General features: G+C 59.7%; 21 protein-coding genes. 12 read left to right on the top strand and 9 right to left on the bottom strand.

Going from position 1 to position 18,596, the window contains the following annotated elements:
• The first annotated feature begins 543 nt into the window (after positions 1 to 543).
• The 3 genes from BJ928_RS13790 (at position 544) to BJ928_RS13800 (ending at position 2,765) form a co-directional block, all read left to right on the top strand.
• Positions 544 to 1,644 (top strand): helix-turn-helix domain-containing protein, encoded by a 1,101-nt coding sequence (locus BJ928_RS13790; protein WP_047630458.1) that lies wholly within the window; start codon positions 544 to 546, stop codon positions 1,642 to 1,644.
• 272 nt (positions 1,645 to 1,916) lie between these two features.
• Positions 1,917 to 2,138: a hypothetical protein gene (locus tag BJ928_RS13795; RefSeq protein ID WP_047629846.1), complete on the top strand. Its 222-nt coding sequence runs from the start codon at positions 1,917 to 1,919 to the stop codon at positions 2,136 to 2,138.
• A 186-nt stretch (positions 2,139 to 2,324) separates the two neighbouring features.
• Positions 2,325 to 2,765 carry a VOC family protein gene (locus BJ928_RS13800; RefSeq protein WP_245432301.1) on the top strand — a complete coding sequence of 147 codons (441 nt, stop codon included), beginning with the start codon at positions 2,325 to 2,327 and terminating at the stop codon, positions 2,763 to 2,765.
• A 138-nt stretch (positions 2,766 to 2,903) separates the two neighbouring features.
• Here BJ928_RS13800 and BJ928_RS13805 read toward each other — a convergent pair whose 3' ends face one another.
• Positions 2,904 to 3,269, bottom strand: coding sequence for a hypothetical protein (locus tag BJ928_RS13805; protein ID WP_047629851.1), 366 nt, complete (start codon positions 3,267 to 3,269; stop codon positions 2,904 to 2,906).
• Between the two features lie 132 nt (positions 3,270 to 3,401).
• Positions 3,402 to 4,049 carry a glutathione S-transferase gene (locus tag BJ928_RS13810; RefSeq protein WP_348628212.1) on the bottom strand — a complete coding sequence of 216 codons (648 nt, stop codon included), beginning with the start codon at positions 4,047 to 4,049 and terminating at the stop codon, positions 3,402 to 3,404.
• Positions 4,050 to 4,138: 89 nt separating this feature from the next.
• Between BJ928_RS13810 and ftrA the strand changes: the two genes are divergently transcribed.
• Positions 4,139 to 5,152, top strand: coding sequence for a transcriptional regulator FtrA (gene ftrA, locus BJ928_RS13815; protein WP_052227576.1), 1,014 nt, complete (start codon positions 4,139 to 4,141; stop codon positions 5,150 to 5,152).
• A 36-nt stretch (positions 5,153 to 5,188) separates the two neighbouring features.
• Here the strand turns inward: ftrA and BJ928_RS39335 are convergent, their stop codons facing one another.
• The 3 genes from BJ928_RS39335 to BJ928_RS13830 all read right to left on the bottom strand — a co-directional run bounded on the left by BJ928_RS39335 (position 5,189) and on the right by BJ928_RS13830 (position 7,340).
• Positions 5,189 to 5,608, bottom strand: a complete 420-nt coding sequence (locus tag BJ928_RS39335; protein WP_047629855.1) for a hypothetical protein — start codon at positions 5,606 to 5,608, stop codon at positions 5,189 to 5,191.
• Between the two features lie 123 nt (positions 5,609 to 5,731).
• Entirely contained in the window at positions 5,732 to 6,202 is a 471-nt protein-coding gene (locus BJ928_RS13825) for a hypothetical protein (RefSeq protein ID WP_245432303.1), read from the bottom strand.
• A gap of 115 nt (positions 6,203 to 6,317) precedes the next feature.
• Complete coding sequence (locus BJ928_RS13830; protein ID WP_047630460.1) at positions 6,318 to 7,340, bottom strand: LacI family DNA-binding transcriptional regulator; 1,023 nt, start codon at positions 7,338 to 7,340, stop codon at positions 6,318 to 6,320.
• Between the two features lie 166 nt (positions 7,341 to 7,506).
• Here BJ928_RS13830 and ltnD point away from each other — a divergent pair, with 166 nt between their 5' ends.
• The 6 genes from ltnD to BJ928_RS13860 all read left to right on the top strand — a co-directional run bounded on the left by ltnD (position 7,507) and on the right by BJ928_RS13860 (position 12,964).
• The gene (gene ltnD / locus BJ928_RS13835; protein WP_047629858.1) at positions 7,507 to 8,415 is read left to right on the top strand and encodes an L-threonate dehydrogenase; all 909 of its coding nucleotides are present in this window, start codon (positions 7,507 to 7,509) and stop codon (positions 8,413 to 8,415) included.
• A 3-nt stretch (positions 8,416 to 8,418) separates the two neighbouring features.
• Entirely contained in the window at positions 8,419 to 9,693 is a 1,275-nt protein-coding gene (otnK, locus tag BJ928_RS13840; protein WP_047629860.1) for a 3-oxo-tetronate kinase, read from the top strand.
• Entirely contained in the window at positions 9,690 to 10,340 is a 651-nt protein-coding gene (gene otnC / locus BJ928_RS13845) for a 3-oxo-tetronate 4-phosphate decarboxylase (RefSeq protein WP_047629862.1), read from the top strand. The genes otnK and otnC overlap by 4 nt, the downstream gene beginning before the upstream one ends.
• Before the next feature lie 2 nt (positions 10,341 to 10,342).
• A complete protein-coding gene (locus tag BJ928_RS13850; protein ID WP_047629865.1) occupies positions 10,343 to 11,107 on the top strand; it encodes a TIM barrel protein in 765 nt (254 codons plus the stop codon).
• A 97-nt stretch (positions 11,108 to 11,204) separates the two neighbouring features.
• Positions 11,205 to 12,191 (top strand): D-erythronate dehydrogenase, encoded by a 987-nt coding sequence (denD, locus tag BJ928_RS13855; protein WP_047629867.1) that lies wholly within the window; start codon positions 11,205 to 11,207, stop codon positions 12,189 to 12,191.
• Entirely contained in the window at positions 12,188 to 12,964 is a 777-nt protein-coding gene (locus tag BJ928_RS13860; RefSeq protein WP_047629870.1) for an SDR family oxidoreductase, read from the top strand. The genes denD and BJ928_RS13860 overlap by 4 nt, the downstream gene beginning before the upstream one ends.
• 56 nt (positions 12,965 to 13,020) lie before the next feature.
• Here BJ928_RS13860 and BJ928_RS13865 read toward each other — a convergent pair whose 3' ends face one another.
• Positions 13,021 to 13,983 (bottom strand): trypsin-like peptidase domain-containing protein, encoded by a 963-nt coding sequence (locus BJ928_RS13865; RefSeq protein WP_047629873.1) that lies wholly within the window; start codon positions 13,981 to 13,983, stop codon positions 13,021 to 13,023.
• Positions 13,984 to 14,152: 169 nt separating this feature from the next.
• Complete coding sequence (locus tag BJ928_RS13870) at positions 14,153 to 14,635, bottom strand: MarR family transcriptional regulator (RefSeq protein ID WP_047630461.1); 483 nt, start codon at positions 14,633 to 14,635, stop codon at positions 14,153 to 14,155.
• Positions 14,636 to 14,674: 39 nt separating this feature from the next.
• Here BJ928_RS13870 and BJ928_RS13875 point away from each other — a divergent pair, with 39 nt between their 5' ends.
• Positions 14,675 to 15,952 (top strand): NAD(P)/FAD-dependent oxidoreductase, encoded by a 1,278-nt coding sequence (locus BJ928_RS13875; protein WP_052227540.1) that lies wholly within the window; start codon positions 14,675 to 14,677, stop codon positions 15,950 to 15,952.
• A 254-nt stretch (positions 15,953 to 16,206) separates the two neighbouring features.
• Here the strand turns inward: BJ928_RS13875 and BJ928_RS13880 are convergent, their stop codons facing one another.
• Positions 16,207 to 17,151 carry a hypothetical protein gene (locus BJ928_RS13880; RefSeq protein ID WP_147413909.1) on the bottom strand — a complete coding sequence of 315 codons (945 nt, stop codon included), beginning with the start codon at positions 17,149 to 17,151 and terminating at the stop codon, positions 16,207 to 16,209.
• Between the two features lie 204 nt (positions 17,152 to 17,355).
• On the bottom strand, positions 17,356 to 17,712 hold the full coding sequence (locus BJ928_RS13885) for a hypothetical protein (RefSeq protein WP_047629876.1): 357 nt from the start codon (positions 17,710 to 17,712) through the stop codon (positions 17,356 to 17,358).
• Between the two features lie 153 nt (positions 17,713 to 17,865).
• Here BJ928_RS13885 and BJ928_RS13890 point away from each other — a divergent pair, with 153 nt between their 5' ends.
• Positions 17,866 to 18,498, top strand: coding sequence for a hypothetical protein (locus BJ928_RS13890; RefSeq protein WP_047629880.1), 633 nt, complete (start codon positions 17,866 to 17,868; stop codon positions 18,496 to 18,498).
• Positions 18,499 to 18,596 lie beyond the last annotated feature (98 nt).

Here is an 18,596-nt window from a genome sequence, read left to right on the forward strand (position 1 = left end):
GGAACGTACGATAGCGGCAAAGCCGTGCCAAGCCGGACAAGACAAAAACGCAATAGTTTCGGATCGGCTCCGCAACGTCGCCGATATGGTGCGGAATTTTCTTGGTTGCTCTCGGAAGAAGGATGCGATCGTGGCGCCGCATTCGGCCTGTAAAATGTACCAGCACGGCACATCCTCGCCTCACTAATGATCACATTTTAGGACAATTGTAGCGGGAACAAGGGTTTGGCGGCCCGCAAGGCTTGCTTTTTCGAAAAGACGCAACAAATGAAGGTCTTAAATATGTGAAAAAGCTAGGGACACGGCGAGAATTGCGGCATATCGGCTCGCCGAAGAAATCAACACAGGATAAGTTTTCGACCCGACCCGATCGAAACAAGGGGCAGCCGCGCCTTGCTCACGGATGAAGGGCCGAGGCGATGCCCGTACTCTGTACTTGCGGTGTTCGAGGAGACCGGATTGTCTGATTTGCGGAGCGAGGAACGATCCGAATCTGCGTCAAGCGAGACGAAGGACGCGCAGTGGCGCAAGGACAGAAAAGCCTTGCACTCGGAGCGCCGCCGCTTTCCGCGACCGGAGAAGGCGGCAACAGCGGAAGTCTTGCCACCGGCCTTGCAGCCTTTGCGGTTCTCGACACGCGGCGTCGAACCGGCCGGGCAGTTTGCCGCCTGGCAGGCCTATGTTGCCCCCTTGGCCGACATCCGGCTGCCGGATAATGTCTCGCCTGAAGCCGGCTTTGCCGCCGACCATATTGCCTGGAATCTCGGAGGCATGCTTATCGTCCAACAGGACACCCCGCCCCACAGCTACATGCGCTCGCAAGCGAAGGTAAAAGCCAATCACATCGATCATTGGCACATTTCAGTGCTGAGCAGCGGCCGGACATGGACCGAGGTCGATGGCCACGTTCTGGAAGGCGAGCCGGGCAAGGTGGAACTACGATCGCTGGGACATCCCTTCCGGGGGCGCTCGACCGAAGCAAAAAACCTCTCGCTTTTTTTGCCGAGAGCATTGCTGTTCGACGTCCCCACGCCGGTCGAGATCGAGAACAACATCGCTCTCTGCGGCGTATTCACCAACATGCTAATCGAGTTCCTCGATAGCGTCGAGAGCAACCTCCCGCGCTTTGCAGCCACCGATCTACCGCATGTCGTCCAGACTCTGCGTAACATGATCGTCGCTTCCGTTTCCACTTCAGCGGCCCAATCGACCGGCACCGAGCAACACAGCACCGTCGCCCTGACCGAGCGGGTGCGCCGGTTCGTCGAAGGCAATCTGACCTCGGGCGACCTGTCGGTCGAGCGCATATGTCGCGAACTCGGCATATCCCGCACCAGGCTCTATCAGATATTCGAACAATATGGCGGCGTGCATCACTACATCCAGCGCCGCCGGCTTCTGTCGGCGCACGCCGCGCTCAGCGACCCAGCCAATCGCGAGCAGATCGTCGACATCGCCTTTGCCGTCGGATTTTCGTCCGCGGCGCATTTCAGCCGGGCATTCGGCAAAGAATTCGGTTACAGCCCCCGCGAAGCCCGAAATCTCACGATTCCGCGCTATCTCGGACAGATTGTATCGCCCGCGTCCTCCGACAGCAGCCACTCTTTCGACGAATGGCTGAAGACCCTCGGCTATTATCACTGAACGACAGACCTTGATTGCCCTTGAGCTGGAGCGCGGCCGAACGGTTCGCGCCTTCGATTCTATCGCTCCCCCCACCGCCCCATATTCCGACCGGAACATCGCACTTCAGCAAATGCGAAAATGGACGCTGCTGCAAGTTTCCGGATGCACGGCTAACGACATATGATGCGTAACCCATTAAAAATGAAGGGGAATAGTTGATCGGCATCAAAGCCTCAGTGTTTGGTGAATGTACCCTGCGTCCACCGGGGCAAGTCTTAGGGAAAACAGCAATGGTATCTACTCGCCAGACTATAGAGATCAGCAAGCCGCAGCATCCCGTCAATGACGCATATCGCGCAGTAGAGCGCGAAGAAGTCCTCGAAGTAGCCTTTCGCGATTTCGTTCAAATGGTACTTGCTGCCGGCTGGAATGAGCCGGAGATCGCTTTGACCTTGGCCGATATCGCCGACGACTATGTGATGGCCCTCGCTGGTAGAGTTGCAGAGAAATAGTGTTGCGTGTCCGTCCGCGCTCCGCAGGGGTGAGCACGAACGGTTAGAAGCAACTCTTCAGCATGCCGTCGGTGATACCGCTCAACAAGAAGCGGGTCATCGGCGGCATGAATTTTATTCGGCGAACGGCAAGCACGCCTCCTTCATGTCGCGCGCCATCCAGCTAAGATTTGTAGAAAGCGAGACATGATGAAGGTCAGGCAGCATCTTTGGTTTCGGCATGACATGGAAAGAGCGATCGAACTTTATGCGTCGCTTATCCCGGGTTCGTCCGCCGGCTGGGTCTCAAATATCTTGACCGAAAGTCCGAACGGGCCGGCTGGCAGCGTGAAATTCGCTGGCTTCACGCTCGGAAATTGTCCCTATATGGGTTTTGAAGCAGGTCCGTTCGATCGCTCGGATCACAGGTCGTCCATCACCATCGAATGTGCGACGGAAGACGAAGCGAGCCGTTTGCGTCACGCGCTCGGAAAAGAATGCCCGGATGATTGTGGCCGGGTGAGAGATCCCTGGGGCATATATTGGCAGTTCCGGGTCAAGCCACAGGATATCGCGACCGGAATAACTGCAGAACCTGGACAGGACGCCCGCGCCATCGCCGCACGACCAACGGTCGCTGCCGCCTGAAAGGCGAGCGCAAAAGCCATCTCAAAGTTCAACAGTAGCGGCACGCGCATGCCTTTCAGCCAGTCGAAAGCATGCGCTACCGTGAAGTAAGCGGAGGCCGATCCGCACTCGGCTTCCGCTTACGTGCCGTATCCAGCGTCATCCGATAACCGGGCAGCCACGCCGATTGCCAAAGACCATGCGGTCCGGGCCACCATCGTTCCAGCCACGAACGACGATGCGGCGCCCGTTGCTATCGATGGAGTCGATGCGACGGAAACCTTCCGCTCGCGCGGCCCGCATCAGTTCACGTCTGTCGCAGCCACGATCACGATCCCAGCCTCTGTCACGATCCCGGTCCCGTGGCGGGCCTCTCCAGTCCCGGCCCTGGTCACGCTGCCAGGGCGGCGGGGCATAACCGTCGTCGCCGCCATAATATTGAGCCGCCGCGACGGAGGTCATCAGTTGCAACGCGGCCAATCCGATCACGGCGACACGCGAAATCCGTACCAAACCTTCAAGCATTTCCTTACCCCCATTTCATGTCTTGTGGACGGGGATAGGGATACGCCGATTCGCATGAACTCCGCCTGAACACACCCGGAACCCGCTTACACCCGCCATCGCAAGCCAAGACGCGCCTCCGGGCAGGACGCCTCAGCTAAAGGGAAAGGCGCGAAACTCCGCACTCTCCTCGGCATGTACCGAAAGTGCATGAAGACGCGGGCAGGACCTGGTATCGAGGACATCGGGCAGCATCTCCCGCGTGAAGCGAAACGCGACGGCGCTGGTGATATCCGCCTGCAGAAGCCGCGACCCGAAGAGCCAGGAACCGGCCTGCGGCATTTCCGCCTCCAGCAGACGATATGCCGCGGCGAGTTGGCCGTGAACCCGATCGAGCCATGGCTGGTGCTGCTTCTCGGTGGGGCGCAGATTGTGCTCGTAGACGATCTGAACCGTCTTCTCGCAGGCCGCCAGCGCAAGACCGATGATACGCAGAGAGCGGGCATGAGCTTGCAGATCGGCAGGCATGAGGCTGCGTCCCGGCGCGGCTATGCGCTCGACATGCTCGAGTATCAGGCTCGATTCCATCAAGACGATCCCATCATCCGTGACGAGAGACGGCGCCTTTACGACGGGGTTGATATGCGCAAAGGCATCGAAGGCGCTGAAAACGGAAACCGGCTCGTGTAAGAAAGCAATATCGAGCGCCCGCAATGAAATCGCCACGCGCCTGACAAAAGGCGAATCCAGCATTCCAATCAGTCTCATATCCGAACCACCCTTCCTCTTTTTCAATCGCATAGCAGAGATCGCCAGCCGATCCGAAGAGCCATAGTGCCGCGCGAAGACGGTTATTGCCAGTGGCCGAAAAAGCCATTACCGCAAGGATCATGCCAAAAAACATCAATCCGCTCGTCGCCATTACCGTCTATGACCAGCTCTGCACGTTCGAATTCGGTTGCGCCTTCGAGGTGTTCGGATTGTCGCGGCCGGAAATGGGGCCGAACTGGTATCGCTGCGCGACGGCGGCAATAGAGCCGGGCGCCATTCGCGGAGCCGGCGGGCTCACCGTCAGTTCCGACGGTGGTCTCGAAATTCTCGATCGAGCCGACACGATCGTCATACCGGGTTGGCGCGGCCCGGATACTCAAGCACCAGCACCGTTCCTCGATGCGCTCAGAAAGGCGCATACGAGGGGCGCACGGCTGGTGTCGATTTGCGGAGGAGCCTTCGTGCTGGCTCAAACTGGCCTGCTGTCCGGCAAGCGCGCCACAACCCATTGGCATCATCTCGAAAGACTGGCCACGGCTTATCCGGACATCGATGTCGAACCGCATTCCCTCTATGTCGATGAAGACGACATATTGACATCAGCCGGCAGTGCCGCCGGGCTTGATCTTTGCATTCATGTCGTGCGCAAGGATTTTGGCGCAAAGGCCGCCAACAGCGTGGCGCGGCGGCTTGTCATTGCGGCCCATCGCGAAGGAGGTCAGACACAGTTCATCGAGCGGCCGGTTGCCGCCCGCAGCACCACGCGGCTGTCCGCGCTGCTGGATACGATCCGCGGCAGCCTAGCGCAACAATGGAGCGTTCAGCGCATGGCCGATGAGGCATGCATCAGTGTGCGAAGCCTGCAACGCCATATTCGTGAGGTGACGGGGAGCGCACCGGGGGAATGGCTTCAAAACGAGCGTCTCGCCCGCGCGCGCGAACTCCTGGAGGAGACAAGCCTGCCCGTTTCGGTGATTGCGACACAGATCGGCCTGGGAAGCGCCACGAACTTTCGTCACCACTTTCGCGCCGGCGTCGGCTTGCCCCCGGCAGCCTATCGATCGAGATTCCGCGTCGCCGATATCGACAAGCAATCCCGGACACTCGGCCAAATGAACTCAAAAGCAATTTGATCGCCAGCGGCGATCCAATGCACGGTTGATCGGCATCTATCGCGATTTTGGACGCTTTGAGAGGTAGGAACTGCCTTGGCGGCGAGGACGCGCGGCCGATTGCGGCAGCCGATCTGCGCCGTGCCAATCCGAGATTGCCGAATGGACTGACTGAGAAAGAAACATTGCCCCGGCCAGACAATAGAGCAGAACGATGATGGCTGTTTCAACGATCAGGGGCAGAAAGGCAAAACGCGCGCCCGGACTCTCTTCTTCTTCCGGCAACAGATCAGGTAAGCCGAGGATCATCGCCATCAGCGGCGAAGCGAGGATCGTGACGAAGGCAGCGCCATGAATCCAGAGGCGGAAGCGAGGCAATTTCCCCGCCACCCAAAAAGCCACGAGCGGCGCGCCGATATTGCATATCAAGCCAAGTGAAACAGCGATCTCTGTCGGCAGGATCGAATCGTCGTGCATGAATTACCAACCCTCAATGCTGTTCAGATTAGTATCATGCGTACGAAATGACAACTTTGTAACAGCCCGCCATGGTCCCTGATAACACGATCCGGTTTCGCCGCTCGACGGCCTCCATGCTTTTTACTTGATGGTGAAATCGGTCGTTTCCATCACCTTGCCATTCACAGAAAACTGGATTTCGTAGCTGCCGACGGGCCAGCCATTGTTCGGTTCGGTCATCGCGGATTTCACATGGTTGGTCAGCGAACCAATATGCAGATCGATGCTGTCGATCTTGTAATTCGGCGGCGCCACTCCGCCCGTGTCGACGGCAATCCATGCAATATTCACGTCACTGCCTGACGGCACCTCCTTCGTAAGATGGGCTGAAACAAAGATCTTCGGAGTATTGGGGGCAAAGTTGCTTTGAGCGGCATCCGAATCCTCCTTCGCCGAAACGACGATGTTTTGAAAGCCGGAGGCCCACACGCTCGAAGAAGGGGCAGCTATAGCACTGGCGACAAAGGCGAAAATCACAGGCTGGGGGAAACGCATCCTCGAAGTCCTTTTGCTTGAGGGGGAGTAGCAATGCCGAACAAAAGAAACGGTCACAGGGCGCCACCGTTCCCGGATTCAGTCAATCAACGAAAGGGATATTGGTCCCCATCGCCCGCCGGCAAGGTTTGGACTCTCATCGCGCACCCGCAAGGGCGGCATCGCGAAGGGATCAGGAAGTGCTCTCGGCGGCTTCGCAGCCTTCGATTCCCACGATTGTCGGCTTGAACGTGATGGTTTTCCGCGCCGCATCCTGGTCTGTCGTCACCGCCTGGCGCACCAGTTGCGCAGCGACCTCGCCGATAACGCGCCTCGGCGAGCGGGACGTGGCGATCGGCGCCGGCAGAGAGTTAACTAGATCCAACCCGTTGAAGCCGGCGATCAAGATCTTTTGGGGCACGGCAACACCCAACTGCATGCAGGCGAACAGCCCGCCGCTCGCCATGTCGTCGTTGGAATAATAGATGCAATCAAGATCCGGCACCGCCGCGAGCATCGCCATCGTCAGTTGCTTTCCAAGCGCGATCGAAGAAAACGCATCATCTGTCCGCTGTTCCGCAAATTCCAAACCATGGGCTCGCATCGCGCGTTCGAAGCCGGCTTTGCGCTTGCCTGCGCGCAAGTCCCTTTCAAGGGCACTGCCGACATAACCGAATCGCCTGCGCCCCGCTGTAATCAGCGCCTTGGCCATATCCTCCCCTGCCGCCCCATGCGATAAGCCGACATTGAAATCGATCGGCGTACCATCGAGATCCATAAGCTGGATAACCGGAATATTGGCACGGCGGAGCAAATCCACGGTCTCTTCCGGCTGATCGAGCCCGGTGACGATGATGGCGCATGGCTGCCAGGAGAGCATATCGCGAATGATCTCGCGTTCCTTTGCCACGTCATAATCGGAGATACCGAACACGGCCTGCATGCCGGAACCGTCGAGGCCGGCGGAAATGCCGGCGAGCACTTCGGGAAAAACGATGTTCGACATGCTGGGAACGACGACGGCGACCAGATTGGTGCGCTGGGAGGAGAGCGAAAGCGCCAGCCGGTTGCCGACGTAGTTCATCCGAGTCGCCGCCTCGACGACCCTGTCGCGCGTCTCGCTGGAGACATCGGCCACGCCGCGAAGCGCGCGCGATGCCGTCATCTTGCTGACACCAGCTTCAATCGCGACTTCTTCCAGAGTGGGTTTACGCATCCCCAGGCGACCCTCGATGAACCATGGCGGGCGACACATTGCCGCCCTTCTTCATAGAATGTTTCCCGCAAAAGGCAAACATCGACCTATTGACAATAGGCGGCAAATTGAGGCTTGTTATCGATACCGGTATCGGTAACATTTCTGAAATCACTGAGGTAACGCCGTGCAGCACACGAAGAAGGTCGCCGTCATCGGGCTGGGGTCCATGGGTTGGGGAGCTGCCCTTTCGCTCCTCAAGGCGGGCTTTGCCGTGCGCGGGTGTGATGTTCGGAGCGAGGTTCTGACACATTTTGCCGAGAACGGCGGCACACCCTGCACGACGCCGGCGTCTGCCGCTGAGGACGCCGAGGCAATCCTCGTCTATGTCGTCAACAGCAAACAGGTCGAGGACGTGCTGTTCGGGCAAAATGGCGCTCTGGAAACCGCGCGGCCCTCGACCACATTCCTGCTCTGCACCACCATGGCTCCGAGCGCCACGATTGCCATCGCCGAACGGCTGGAAGCATCCGGCATGCTTGTTATCGACGCTCCTGTTTCCGGCGGTCACGTCCGCGCGCTTGCAGGCGAGATCACCGTCATGGCCTCCGGAGCGCCCGAGGCATTTGACAAGGCATCCGCGGTGCTCGACGCCATCTCGACCAAAGTTTTTCGGCTCGGAGAGCGTGCCGGGGCCGGCTCACAGGTCAAGATGATCAACCAACTCCTTGCCGGCGTACACATCGCCGCGACGGCCGAGGCGATGACGCTTGCCGCCAAGGCCGGTATCGATCTGAAGACGCTCTATGACGTGATCTGTGTTTCCGCTGGCTCGTCCTGGATGTTCGAAAACCGCGGCGAGCACATCGTATCCGGCGATTATACGCCACGCTCGGCAGTCAACATCTTCGTCAAGGATCTCGGCATCGTGACTTCCGAGGCTGACCGAGCCGGAGCTGTCACGCCGCTTGCGACCGCCGCGCTCAATCTCTTCATGGAGGCATCGGAGGCAGGTCTTGGTCTCGAAGACGACGCTGCGGTCGCAAAAATCCTGGCGGGCAAGAGCGGCGCCAGCCTGCCGGGCGTGAAGGACTAGACCATGACGCTTGTGCTTGGCTGCATCGCCGATGACTTCACCGGGGCGACCGATCTTGCCGCGCTGCTTGCGCGCAGCGGATTACCCGTTTCGCTGCGGATCGGCATTCCGCAAGAAAGGCGCGATCGGAACGAGACCGCCGCCTTCGAAGTCATCGCTTTGAAATGCAGGACAGTCCCGGCCGAGATCGCCGTCGAACAGGCCCGGCAGGCGCTGGACTGGCTGCAGGAAGCAGGCGCAAGCCGCTTCTTCTGGAAGTATTGCTCGACGTTCGACAGCACGGCCGCAGGCAATATCGGCCCGATCGCCGACATGCTGATGGCGGAGACCGGCGCGACCCAGACAATCTATTGCCCCTCCTTTCCGGAAAACGGCCGTAGCGTTTTCATGGGCCATCTCTTCGTCGGCGAGCAGCTTCTGTCGGAAAGTCCGATGAAGAACCATCCGCTGACGCCGATGCGCGATTCGAGCCTCGTCCGGCTTCTGACGCCGCAGGTGAACGGCGCAGTCGGTCTTGCCAGCCACAATACCGTCTCGAAGGGCATGGCAGCGCTGAAGGCACGACTGGCGCAATTAAACAGCGATGGCATCCGGCATGTGATCGTCGATGCCGTTTGCGACGGCGATCTCCGCGCGATTGCCGCGGCATCCTTCGACATGCCTCTGCTGACGGGCGGCAGCGCGATCGCCGGCCAGCTTCCGCAATTCTACCTGGAACAAGGGCTGGTAAGCTTCTCCACACATCGCCAGACACCGCCAAAAGTTGGTGACGCCCCGATCGTCCTGTCCGGCAGTTGTTCCGCCATGACACGTCGGCAGGTGGCCAATTATGCCGGCAAAGTCGCCAGCCTACGGCTTGACCCGATCGCGCTCAGTCATCAAGGCGCCAGTGCCGCACTGGAATGGCTGCGTCAACAGCGCGCCGATGCGCCAAAGCTCATCTACGCCACCGCCGAGCCTGACGAGGTACGGCGAGCTCAGGAGTGCTTGGGCCGGGACAAGGCGGGTCAGGTCGTCGAGGACGCTCTTTCCGAGATCGCCCGTGTGGCTTTCGATCGCGGCACGCGCCGCTTCGTCATTGCCGGCGGCGAAACCTCCGGCGCGATCACACAGGCGCTCGGCGTTAAGCATCTGGCGATCGGGCCGGAAATAGCGCCTGGTGTGCCTTGGACCTTCGCGACTGTCGGGGGAGAAACGATCGCGCTCGCCCTGAAATCAGGCAATTTCGGTGGTGAGGCTTTCTTCACCGATGCCTTCGACCGGCTGGAGGCGGCATGAGCGAAGAAGCAGCAGTGCGCGAAGATATTTGCATGATGGCCAAGTCGCTCTACGATCGCGGCCTGACCGCCGGCTCCTCCGGCAATATTTCTGCACGCCTCAGCGATGGACGCCTGCTGGTGACGCCGACAGGCAGTTCCTTCGGACGCCTCGATCCCGCCCGCCTCTCGCTCTTCGATGGCGAAGGGCGCCTGATCGGCGGCGACAAGCCGACGAAGGAAATGCCGCTGCATGTCGCCTTCTACGAGACGCGGCCGAAAAAGACCGGCGCCGTGGTGCATCTCCACTCCTGCCATTCGGTTGCGCTCTCGGTTCTGCCCGGCGTCGATCCGGACAACATGCTGCCGCCCCTGACGGCCTATTCGATCATGAAGCTCGGCAAGGTGAAGCTGCTGCCCTATTTCATGCCGGGCGACCCGGCCATGGGTGATGCCATCCGCGGCCTTGCGGGCAAGCGCAGCGCCGTGATGCTGGCGGCACACGGACCTGTTGTCTCAGCAAAGGATCTCGAAGCGGCTGTTTATGCGATAGAAGAACTGGAGGAGACGGCAAAGCTTGCCATGCTGACCCGCGGGGCCAATCCCTCGCTGCTGACAGATGCGCAGATTGCCGATCTCGTTCGCACCTATGACGTGGAGTGGGACTGAACATGCCAACCTTTTCCGCCAACCTGGGATTCCTGTGGCAGGAGCTTTCCCTTCCCGATGCGATCCGCGCCGCAAAGGCCGCCGGATTCGATGCCGTGGAGTGCCACTACCCCTATGACACACCACCGGAGGCCGTGCGTCGGGCATTGGAGGAGACCGGCCTCCCCATGCTTGGCCTCAATACCGCCCGCGGTAATGTCACAGCCGGCGAAAACGGGCTTGCCGCGATTCCAGGACGAGAAGGTGAAGCACGCCGCCTCATCGATCAGGCGATCGACTATGCGGCCGCCATCGGCGCGCGCAACGTGCATGTGATGGCCGGCAAGGCTACCGGCGACGAAGCACGCGCCGCCTTCCTCGGCAATCTCCGCTATGCCTGCGAGCGCGCTGATCGTGTGGGCGCAACCGTGTTGATCGAACCGCTCAACCATCGCGACGCGCCGGACTACTTCCTGCGGACGGCGGATCAGGCGCTCGATATCATAACTGCTGTCGGTGCCGACAATCTCAAGCTGATGTTCGATTGCTATCACATCCAGATCATGCAGGGCGACCTGACGCACAGGCTGCGGGAACACCTTGCCGCCATCGGCCATATCCAGATCGCCGCCGTTCCGGATCGGCGCGAACCGGATCATGGGGAAATCGATTACCGCCATATTCTGCGCTTTCTGGGCATCCTCGGCTATGACAAGCCGATCGGTGCGGAATATCGGCCGGCAACCACGACGGACGCAGGTCTCACCTGGCTGCAGGCATACAGATGAAAGCCCGGCCGGCATTCCAAATGCCTGAAGGCCTTTGAAGAGATTCAATCGGGAATTTCCCGAACACTGATATCAGCCTATTGGAGGGAAAGCCGACATGCATGTTTTGATCCTGGGCGCTGCGGGCATGGTTGGCCGCAAGCTTGTCAACCGCATTGCCGCCGAGCCGAAAATTCTCGGGAGCGCCATCGATCGCCTGACGCTGGTCGATGCCTTCCAGCCGCCGGTGCCGGAGGCGCTTAACCCCGTATCCAAGGCTCTGACGATTGACCTTGCAACACCAGGCGTTGCGGGAAAGCTCATCGAAGACCGCCCGGACATGATCTTCCACCTCGCCGCCATCGTCTCCGGCGAGGCCGAGGCCGATTTCGACAAAGGCTATACGGTCAATCTCGACGGTACGCGGGCGCTCTTCGAAGCCATTCGCCAAGAAGGCCTGAAATCCACCTATACCCCGCGTGTCATTTTCGCCTCCTCCATCGCCGTGTTCGGCACGCCCTTCCCCGACATCATCGGCGACGAATTCCTGACGGCGCCGCTGACCAGCTACGGCACCCAGAAGGCGATCACGGAACTCCTGCTCGCCGATTATTCGCGACGCGGCATTTTCGATGGCATCGGCATCAGGTTGCCGACCATCTGCGTGAGGCCCGGCGCGCCGAACAAGGCGGCGTCCGGTTTCTTTTCTAACATCCTGCGCGAACCGCTTGCCGGCAAGCAAGCCATTCTGCCCGTCAGCGATACGGTGCGGCATTGGTTTGCGAGCCCACGCTCGGCCGTCGGCTTCTTCGTCCATGCCGCGACGCTCGACACCGCGAAGATCGGGCCGCGGCGCAATCTCACCATGCCCGGGCTTTCGGCACTCGTTTCCGATGAGATCGATGCGCTGCGTCGTGTCGGCGGCGACAAGGCGGTTGCACTCATCCGCCGCGAGCCTGACCCGGTGATCGAGCGGATCGTCGCCGGCTGGGCGACACAATTCGACGCCAAGCGCGCGAGCGACCTCGGCTTCAGGGCAGAACAGAGCTTTGACGAGATCCTGCAGGCGCATATCGAAGACGAGCTCGACGGGAGAGTTGCATGACGGAAGTAGCATCGAACACACAGAACGCAATCGCACTCGTGACCGGCGGCGGTACGGGCATCGGTCGCGCCATCGCAAGAGCGCTCGGCTCGGCCGGCTTCAAGGTCGTCATCTCTGGGCGCCGAGCCGATGTTCTCGAACGGGCGGCACGCGAGCTCAACGAAGAAACGGGGGCGGAATTTCTTGCGGTTACGGCCGATGTCAGCGATCCCAGCTCAGTCCGTAGCCTCTTCGACGCCATCTCGAGCCGCTATGGCCGTCTCGACCTTCTGGTCAACAATGCCGGCATGGGCCTGCCGGCCGTACCAATGGAGGAATTGAGCTTCGAGCAATGGAACGCCATTCTCGGCGCGAACCTCACGGGCGCCTTCCTCTGCACGCAGCAGGCCTTCCGCCTGATGAAGGCCCAGGTGCCGCAGGGCGGCCGGATCATCAACAACGGCTCGATCTCGGCAACGACGCCGCGACCGCATTCGGCACCCTATACAGCCACGAAGCATGCAATCACCGGGCTGACCAAATCGACGGCGCTCGACGGCCGTCCCTTCGATATCGCCTGCGGCCAGATCGATATCGGCAATGCCGCCACCGACATGACGGCAAGGATGAGTGCCGGCGTGCTGCAGGCAAACGGCGAGACGGCAGCCGAACCGACAATATCGGCAGAACATGTCGCCCGCGCCGTCGTTTATATGGCAACTCTGCCGCTCGACGCCAACGTTCTTTCGATGACTGTTATGGCAACGAAAATGCCGCTCGTCGGCAGGGGCTAACAAGCAATCGGCAGCGTCAAACTACATGCTACCGATACTATCGATCGACCTGGGCGTTAGATTGCCGGCCGCGTCGAAGGCTTCACCCGCCTGCGCTCGATCAAACCGCCGACGCTGAAGAGCAACACCTCGATCTCCGTGTCGATCTTGTCTCCATCGAGTAGCCGGACGACATCGTCTATCCCCGAGACCGGGTGACCCTCGATAGCAAGCAGGTAATCCCCCTCCTGCAAGCCGCCCTTTTCGGCAGGACTATCCTTCTCGACGCGGCGCAGGCGTACGGCTGTCGAATGCGTGACGCCGGCCTCCAGAGCGATGCGCCGATGCAGCTCGACTGTATCGGCGGCAATGCCGATATAGGCACGCCGGACATGGCCGAAACGCAGGATTTCGGACACCACATGCTTGGCCGTGTTCGACGCGACCGAGAATGCGATGCTCTGCGCACCCTGAATGACGGCGGTGTTGACGCCGATCACCTCGCCAGCAGATGAGACCAGCGGGCCGCCGGAATTGCCGGGGTTGAGAGCGGCATCCGTCTGGATGATGTCTTCCATCAGCCGCCCACTTGCGGCGCGCATCGATCTTCCGAGCGCCGAGACGATGCCGGCCGTCACGGTCCATTCGAAGCCAAGTGGGTTGCCGATGGCAATCGCGATATGACCGCGTTTCAGCGATTTGGAATCCCCAAGCTTCGCCCAATTGCCGGGCCAATCATTGGCGCGAATGAGCGCAAGGTCGGTATCCGGATCGCGCCCGAGCACCCGTCCTTCGACAATCGCTCCTTCGGGGGTCTTGATGCGCACCGTCTTGGCGTCGTCGACGACGTGATTGTTGGTCACCACGAGGCCATCGGGAGAAATAGCGAAACCGGAACCATGCCCGGCACGACCGCCCAAGCGCTCGATCCGGCTGACGGCCGGTCCGACGAGATCGACGGCACTCGATACCGATTGAGAATAGGCGTCCAGCAGCCCGGCATCGGATGACGGCTGGATGTCACGATCAATGAAGCCCATAAAAACTCCTCCGACGCGGACGCGTCGCATAGAGGAACGGCAGCGACTGTTGGAAAGCAGGAGGCTGTCGGTTCGACAGATTGTGGTGTGACTACTCAGATGAGGTGTCGCGCAGTCGAGTTCAAGATACCGCCCTCACGGTTCGGCGTGTCTGCTTCCGCGGCAGAAATCAGCCCTTGTCCTGCTGCAATAACCGCTCGAGCTCCCGCTCTTGCATCTCGATGGCCTGCCTAATGAAGCGCAGGACCACTTGCTTCTCCGCTTCGGAAAACTGCCGGAGCATCTGCATGCCGGCCTCCTGGATAGGGCCATACGCCTCCATCCCCACTTTGACGGCCATTTCGGACGGCGCCACCAGCACGCGACGCCGGTCACTCGGATCGGAAATGCGATGGACAAGGCCGCGGGCGGACAGACGATCGATCAGCGCCGTCACCGATGGCGGCGCAAGCCCGATGGCCTTGGCGACGGCATTCGCCGGCTGCGGCGCGCGCATGATTACGCTCAGACAACGGCGCTCGGCGCTGTTCAACCCATGCAGCTTGCCGAAGGTTTCATCGAAGCTCTCGGTCGCCTCCTGCCAGCGCATACAGGCAAATCCAATCGCTTCCGAGAGGCGTTCAGCCTCTTCATTTGACTTTTGTTCGATCATCGAATAATTCATTTATCAAACTATTTGAAGGAAGAACCAATGTGCCCTATTGAAGAACATACCGCAACCGGTAATCGAGCAACGAGCGTAGAGACGACGATCGGCATATGCGGTGCCGGCATCGGTGGGCTCGTGCTCGCCCTCCGACTCGCAAAGCTCGGCTTTCGCCCGATCGTCTTCGAAGCCCGCTCAAAGGAAGCCGCCTTGTCTGAAGGGGTGTTTCTGACGCTTGCCTCCAACGGCATGAACGGACTGCGGGCGGTTGACTGCCACGAGGCGGTATTGCGCGAGGGGTTGGAGACCCGCGCCATCGAGCTCCTCAACGCGCGTGGCAAAAGGCTCGCACTCATCGATCAGAGCGACCATTCGGCAACCTTTGGTATGCCGGCCGTCACGATCAAACGTGGCGCTCTGACCGCCATCTTGATCGAAAAATGCCAGGCTAACGGCATCCTCCTGCAATTCGGCCGGCGCGTGACGAAGGTTGATAGCCAGCCGCATGCGGTCATGCTCACCTTTTCAGAAGGTGCAGGTCTTGCCGTTGACCTGCTCGTTGCCGCCGATGGGTTGCGATCCACCGTCCGCACGCTCGTCTTTCCCGATTATCCCCTACCGCAGTTTACCGGCCTGATCGGCACGGGAGGCATCGTCGATACGGACATACCGGATACGGATGGCATCATGCGCATGACCTTCGGAGAGAAGGCGTTCTTCGGCTACATCAAGACAGCATCCCATCCTGTCTACTGGTTCGATTCCTTTCCTGCCGATACGCCCGATGCGATGCGCGTATTGGAGCCGACGGCGCTGGCGGCCCACGTTCGCCGGATGCACGTCGACAATCCCGAGCCCAACAAATCGATACTGAGCGCAGTCGATGAAATCGAGCGCAGCTATCCCCTCTTCGATATGCCGCAGCTTGCCGCCTGGTCGAAGGGGCGCGTGGCGCTGCTCGGAGACGCCGCGCATGCCATCGGTCCGCATGCCGGCCAGGGCGCCTCGATGGCCATAGAGGATGCCGTGGTCCTGTCATCCTGCCTCGCTGATACGCTCGACTTCGGCGCCGCCTTCGCTCGTTATGAAGCCCTGCGGCGCCCGCGTATCGCGCGAGTGGTGAAACTGACGCGGCAAAGCGCCTCGCGGAAACGGAAAAACAGTCGGCTCAGCCTGTTTATAAGGGATTTGCTTCTACCCCTGCTTATTCCGATGACCGTCAGAGCGAGCCGCAAGATGTTTGCCTATCGCGTCGACCTCGACCCGTTGGGCACCAAAGGCGGCACGGAGTACGTCAGGCAAAACCGGCAGGACGCGGCCTGAATAGCAATCTGGAGACCTTAACTGCTTGGGCCGTCGAACTGACAAGCCATTTGGGCCCAAGCGCGGCAAAACAGTGCGAAAGAGTACTTCATTCCCAAGACTCGCTCGGCGACGAGACACCTGCAGCATCCCGTCGCCAATGCGCAACAACCGTTGCCTTAGAGGCTTGTTATACAAAGTCCATACCAGCGCAGGACGCGACTAGCTTAAGCGACAGTATGGGATAAGGCCTTGCGCTAGCCGGGTGGTTCCATTTAGGCCGAGGGGAGCGCCCCACACCAAAGCCAACCATCGTTGCCCCGTCCCTGATGGAAGCAATAGAGCTGGCCATTAAACTCCACCAGTGCCGGAGAACCCGATATGCCATAGGCATTGTTGGAGCTCGGGATCAGCCGATCGTTCGTCCAGGATTGTCCGTCGAAAGTGGCGCACCAGATCCAGCCACTATTACCGCGGCCCTGACGGGCGCAGTAGAGTTTGTTCTGGAAGCTTGCCAGAGCCGGAGAATCGGAAACTCCATAGGCATTGCCCGGCGTTGGAATGAGCTTGTCATCCGACCAGCTGTTGCCGTCAAACGTCGAGCACCAAACCCAACCGCTGTCGTCCCTGCCCTGACGCGCGCAATAAAGCTTCCCATTATACACCGCGAGCGCTGGAGAGGCGGAAAGACCATAAGCGTTGTTGCTGTGCGGGATCAATTGATCCGCCGACCAGGAGTTTCCGTCGAAGGTGGCACACCATAGCCAACCGCTGTCACTGCGTCCTTGATGAACGCAATAGAGCTTATCATTGAAGACAGCCAGGGCCGGCGAGCCGGAAATCCCATAGGCATGGTCATTGTTCGGAATGAGCTGATCATCCGACCATGCATTGCCATCGAAAGTGGCACACCAGATCCAACCGCTGTTCCCGCGCCCCTGGCGGATGCAGTAAAGCTTGTCATTGAAGACAGCTAGGGCCGGCGAGCCGGAGATCCCATAGGCATGGTCGTCATTCTTGATGAGTTGATCCGACGACCACGAACTGCCATCGAAAGTGGCACACCACACCCAGCCACTGCCGCCTCGTCCCTGGCGCACACAATACAACTTATTCCTGTATACTGCCACTGCAGGCGAGGCCGAGAGGCAGAAAGCATTCGATGAGTCGGGGACTAGGGCATCGATGCCCCAGTTGTCTGAACCAATAGGCGCGTTCATGTTTACATCCTTTCAGGTTTACCGGATTTTTTCAGAATCTTCCTGAACGGCTCAAGCCAAGCTTGAGCCGCAATTGAATAATATCAGATGCTTATGTGCAATCTCGCTATAGTTCGAGATTGGCGATACACGATCACCGCGAAACCGGGCGAGATGGAGACTAGAGAAATTTCCTCGCTCAGTCTGCGTCCATTTTTGATGATACTAAAATTCAGCAGATTCGAGAAAAATGAACGCGAAAGTTGATTGCACCAAAAGATGAATTCTACCTATCTTGGCAACGCCCAACAACTGCACGGCAACGAGCTTCACGACTGCTTTAAAAACATGCCGGGCAGTAAACGGCATGGTTTGAGAGTGTATTGACGCCCCGCCGGCGCTGCCGCGGGAGTCATCTACGCGACCAAGCCAGTCCGCTCCAGTTCGCAATATAGAACAGAACGACGATGACATTCCCGCCCCGATGAGGTCCAGCCGATGGCGCCCGAAGAGGAAGAGACCGAGAAGGGTGAGCCCGATCAAGGACAGGATCAGGAAGACCGACGGGATGACGCTCGACATGCGCGTTGCCGAACAGTCGGCACTAGGAGGTCTCCTGCGAACTTCAAAGTGCCGGTGCGACATTTGTCGAATTTGGCAGCGGATGCCGGCATGGCCTTTACGAAGCGGCGACAAGGGATAGTTAGCCTGGATATCGGAGAATGGAGGCACCTCATGAGAGTTTCGAGATCCGTCTCGGCAATCGTCATCGCCGGCCTGTTTGCAGTTCCTGTCCACGCGGCAGGGATCGATTGTGCAAAACCTGGGTCCGCAAGCGACCATATGATCTGTCAGGACAAATCGCTGCTTGCCCGGGATGCAATGGTGAAAGATCTCTATGTCGCCGCCCTAAAGCGCGACGATGCGGGCAAGATCCGGGAGCGGCAACGGCGCTGGATTACCAAAGTGCAGTCCTGCAGCGACGCCACATGCGTCCGGCAGGCCTATGACGACCAGATCGGCTCACTGCTCAGAACCAAAGGCGGTCAAGGCATATCGGCAGATTTCCAGTCAAACGGCGCTGATGGCAACGAGGGGCATCTTGTGATCTATGGACCGGTCGACGGCTTCCTCGCGGTCTCGCTCAGTTCGACCTATGTCGGCTCTGGCGGCGCCGACGCAGGCGATGTCAATGCAGATGGCATCGACAGCGTAGTTGGGCTCACGAAGGAACATGCCGAACTTTCCAGAGACGAGTGCAAGGTCAGCCTCGATCGCCTCACCGCAACGACCTGGCGCGTGTCGCAGGCGGGCCAATGTAATTTCGCTGACGGAGTGACCATGCAAGGCACTTATCACAAGGATTGACGCCGGCTGGCGCACGGTTGATTGCTGGCATGAAAATGCGATGCAAGCGACATCTCGTGGCAACGAAATGTCGCTGCGCCTCCGATCAGCGCCGGCGA

Origin of the sequence: Rhizobium sp. WW_1, from assembly GCF_003610155.1 — a bacterium.
GTDB classification, from domain to species: Bacteria; Pseudomonadota; Alphaproteobacteria; order Rhizobiales; family Rhizobiaceae; genus Rhizobium; species Rhizobium tropici_A.

Excerpts from the sequence above, each read along its gene's own strand:
- BJ928_RS13795 (WP_047629846.1), top strand. The coding sequence starts at position 1,917 with ATGGTATCTACTCGCCAGACTATAGAGATCAGCAAGCCGCAGCATCCC.
- BJ928_RS13800 (WP_245432301.1), top strand. The coding sequence starts at position 2,325 with ATGATGAAGGTCAGGCAGCATCTTTGGTTTCGGCATGACATGGAAAGA.
- BJ928_RS13805 (WP_047629851.1), bottom strand. The coding sequence starts at position 3,269 with ATGCTTGAAGGTTTGGTACGGATTTCGCGTGTCGCCGTGATCGGATTG.
- BJ928_RS13810 (WP_348628212.1), bottom strand. The coding sequence starts at position 4,049 with ATGCGATTGAAAAAGAGGAAGGGTGGTTCGGATATGAGACTGATTGGA.
- ftrA (WP_052227576.1), top strand. The coding sequence starts at position 4,139 with ATGCCAAAAAACATCAATCCGCTCGTCGCCATTACCGTCTATGACCAG.
- BJ928_RS39335 (WP_047629855.1), bottom strand. The coding sequence starts at position 5,608 with ATGCACGACGATTCGATCCTGCCGACAGAGATCGCTGTTTCACTTGGC.
- BJ928_RS13830 (WP_047630460.1), bottom strand. The coding sequence starts at position 7,340 with ATGCGTAAACCCACTCTGGAAGAAGTCGCGATTGAAGCTGGTGTCAGC.
- otnK (WP_047629860.1), top strand. The coding sequence starts at position 8,419 with ATGACGCTTGTGCTTGGCTGCATCGCCGATGACTTCACCGGGGCGACC.
- otnC (WP_047629862.1), top strand. The coding sequence starts at position 9,690 with ATGAGCGAAGAAGCAGCAGTGCGCGAAGATATTTGCATGATGGCCAAG.
- BJ928_RS13850 (WP_047629865.1), top strand. The coding sequence starts at position 10,343 with ATGCCAACCTTTTCCGCCAACCTGGGATTCCTGTGGCAGGAGCTTTCC.
- denD (WP_047629867.1), top strand. The coding sequence starts at position 11,205 with ATGCATGTTTTGATCCTGGGCGCTGCGGGCATGGTTGGCCGCAAGCTT.
- BJ928_RS13860 (WP_047629870.1), top strand. The coding sequence starts at position 12,188 with ATGACGGAAGTAGCATCGAACACACAGAACGCAATCGCACTCGTGACC.
- BJ928_RS13865 (WP_047629873.1), bottom strand. The coding sequence starts at position 13,983 with ATGGGCTTCATTGATCGTGACATCCAGCCGTCATCCGATGCCGGGCTG.
- BJ928_RS13870 (WP_047630461.1), bottom strand. The coding sequence starts at position 14,635 with ATGATCGAACAAAAGTCAAATGAAGAGGCTGAACGCCTCTCGGAAGCG.
- BJ928_RS13875 (WP_052227540.1), top strand. The coding sequence starts at position 14,675 with ATGTGCCCTATTGAAGAACATACCGCAACCGGTAATCGAGCAACGAGC.
- BJ928_RS13880 (WP_147413909.1), bottom strand. The coding sequence starts at position 17,151 with ATGAACGCGCCTATTGGTTCAGACAACTGGGGCATCGATGCCCTAGTC.
- BJ928_RS13885 (WP_047629876.1), bottom strand. The coding sequence starts at position 17,712 with ATGTCGAGCGTCATCCCGTCGGTCTTCCTGATCCTGTCCTTGATCGGG.
- BJ928_RS13890 (WP_047629880.1), top strand. The coding sequence starts at position 17,866 with ATGAGAGTTTCGAGATCCGTCTCGGCAATCGTCATCGCCGGCCTGTTT.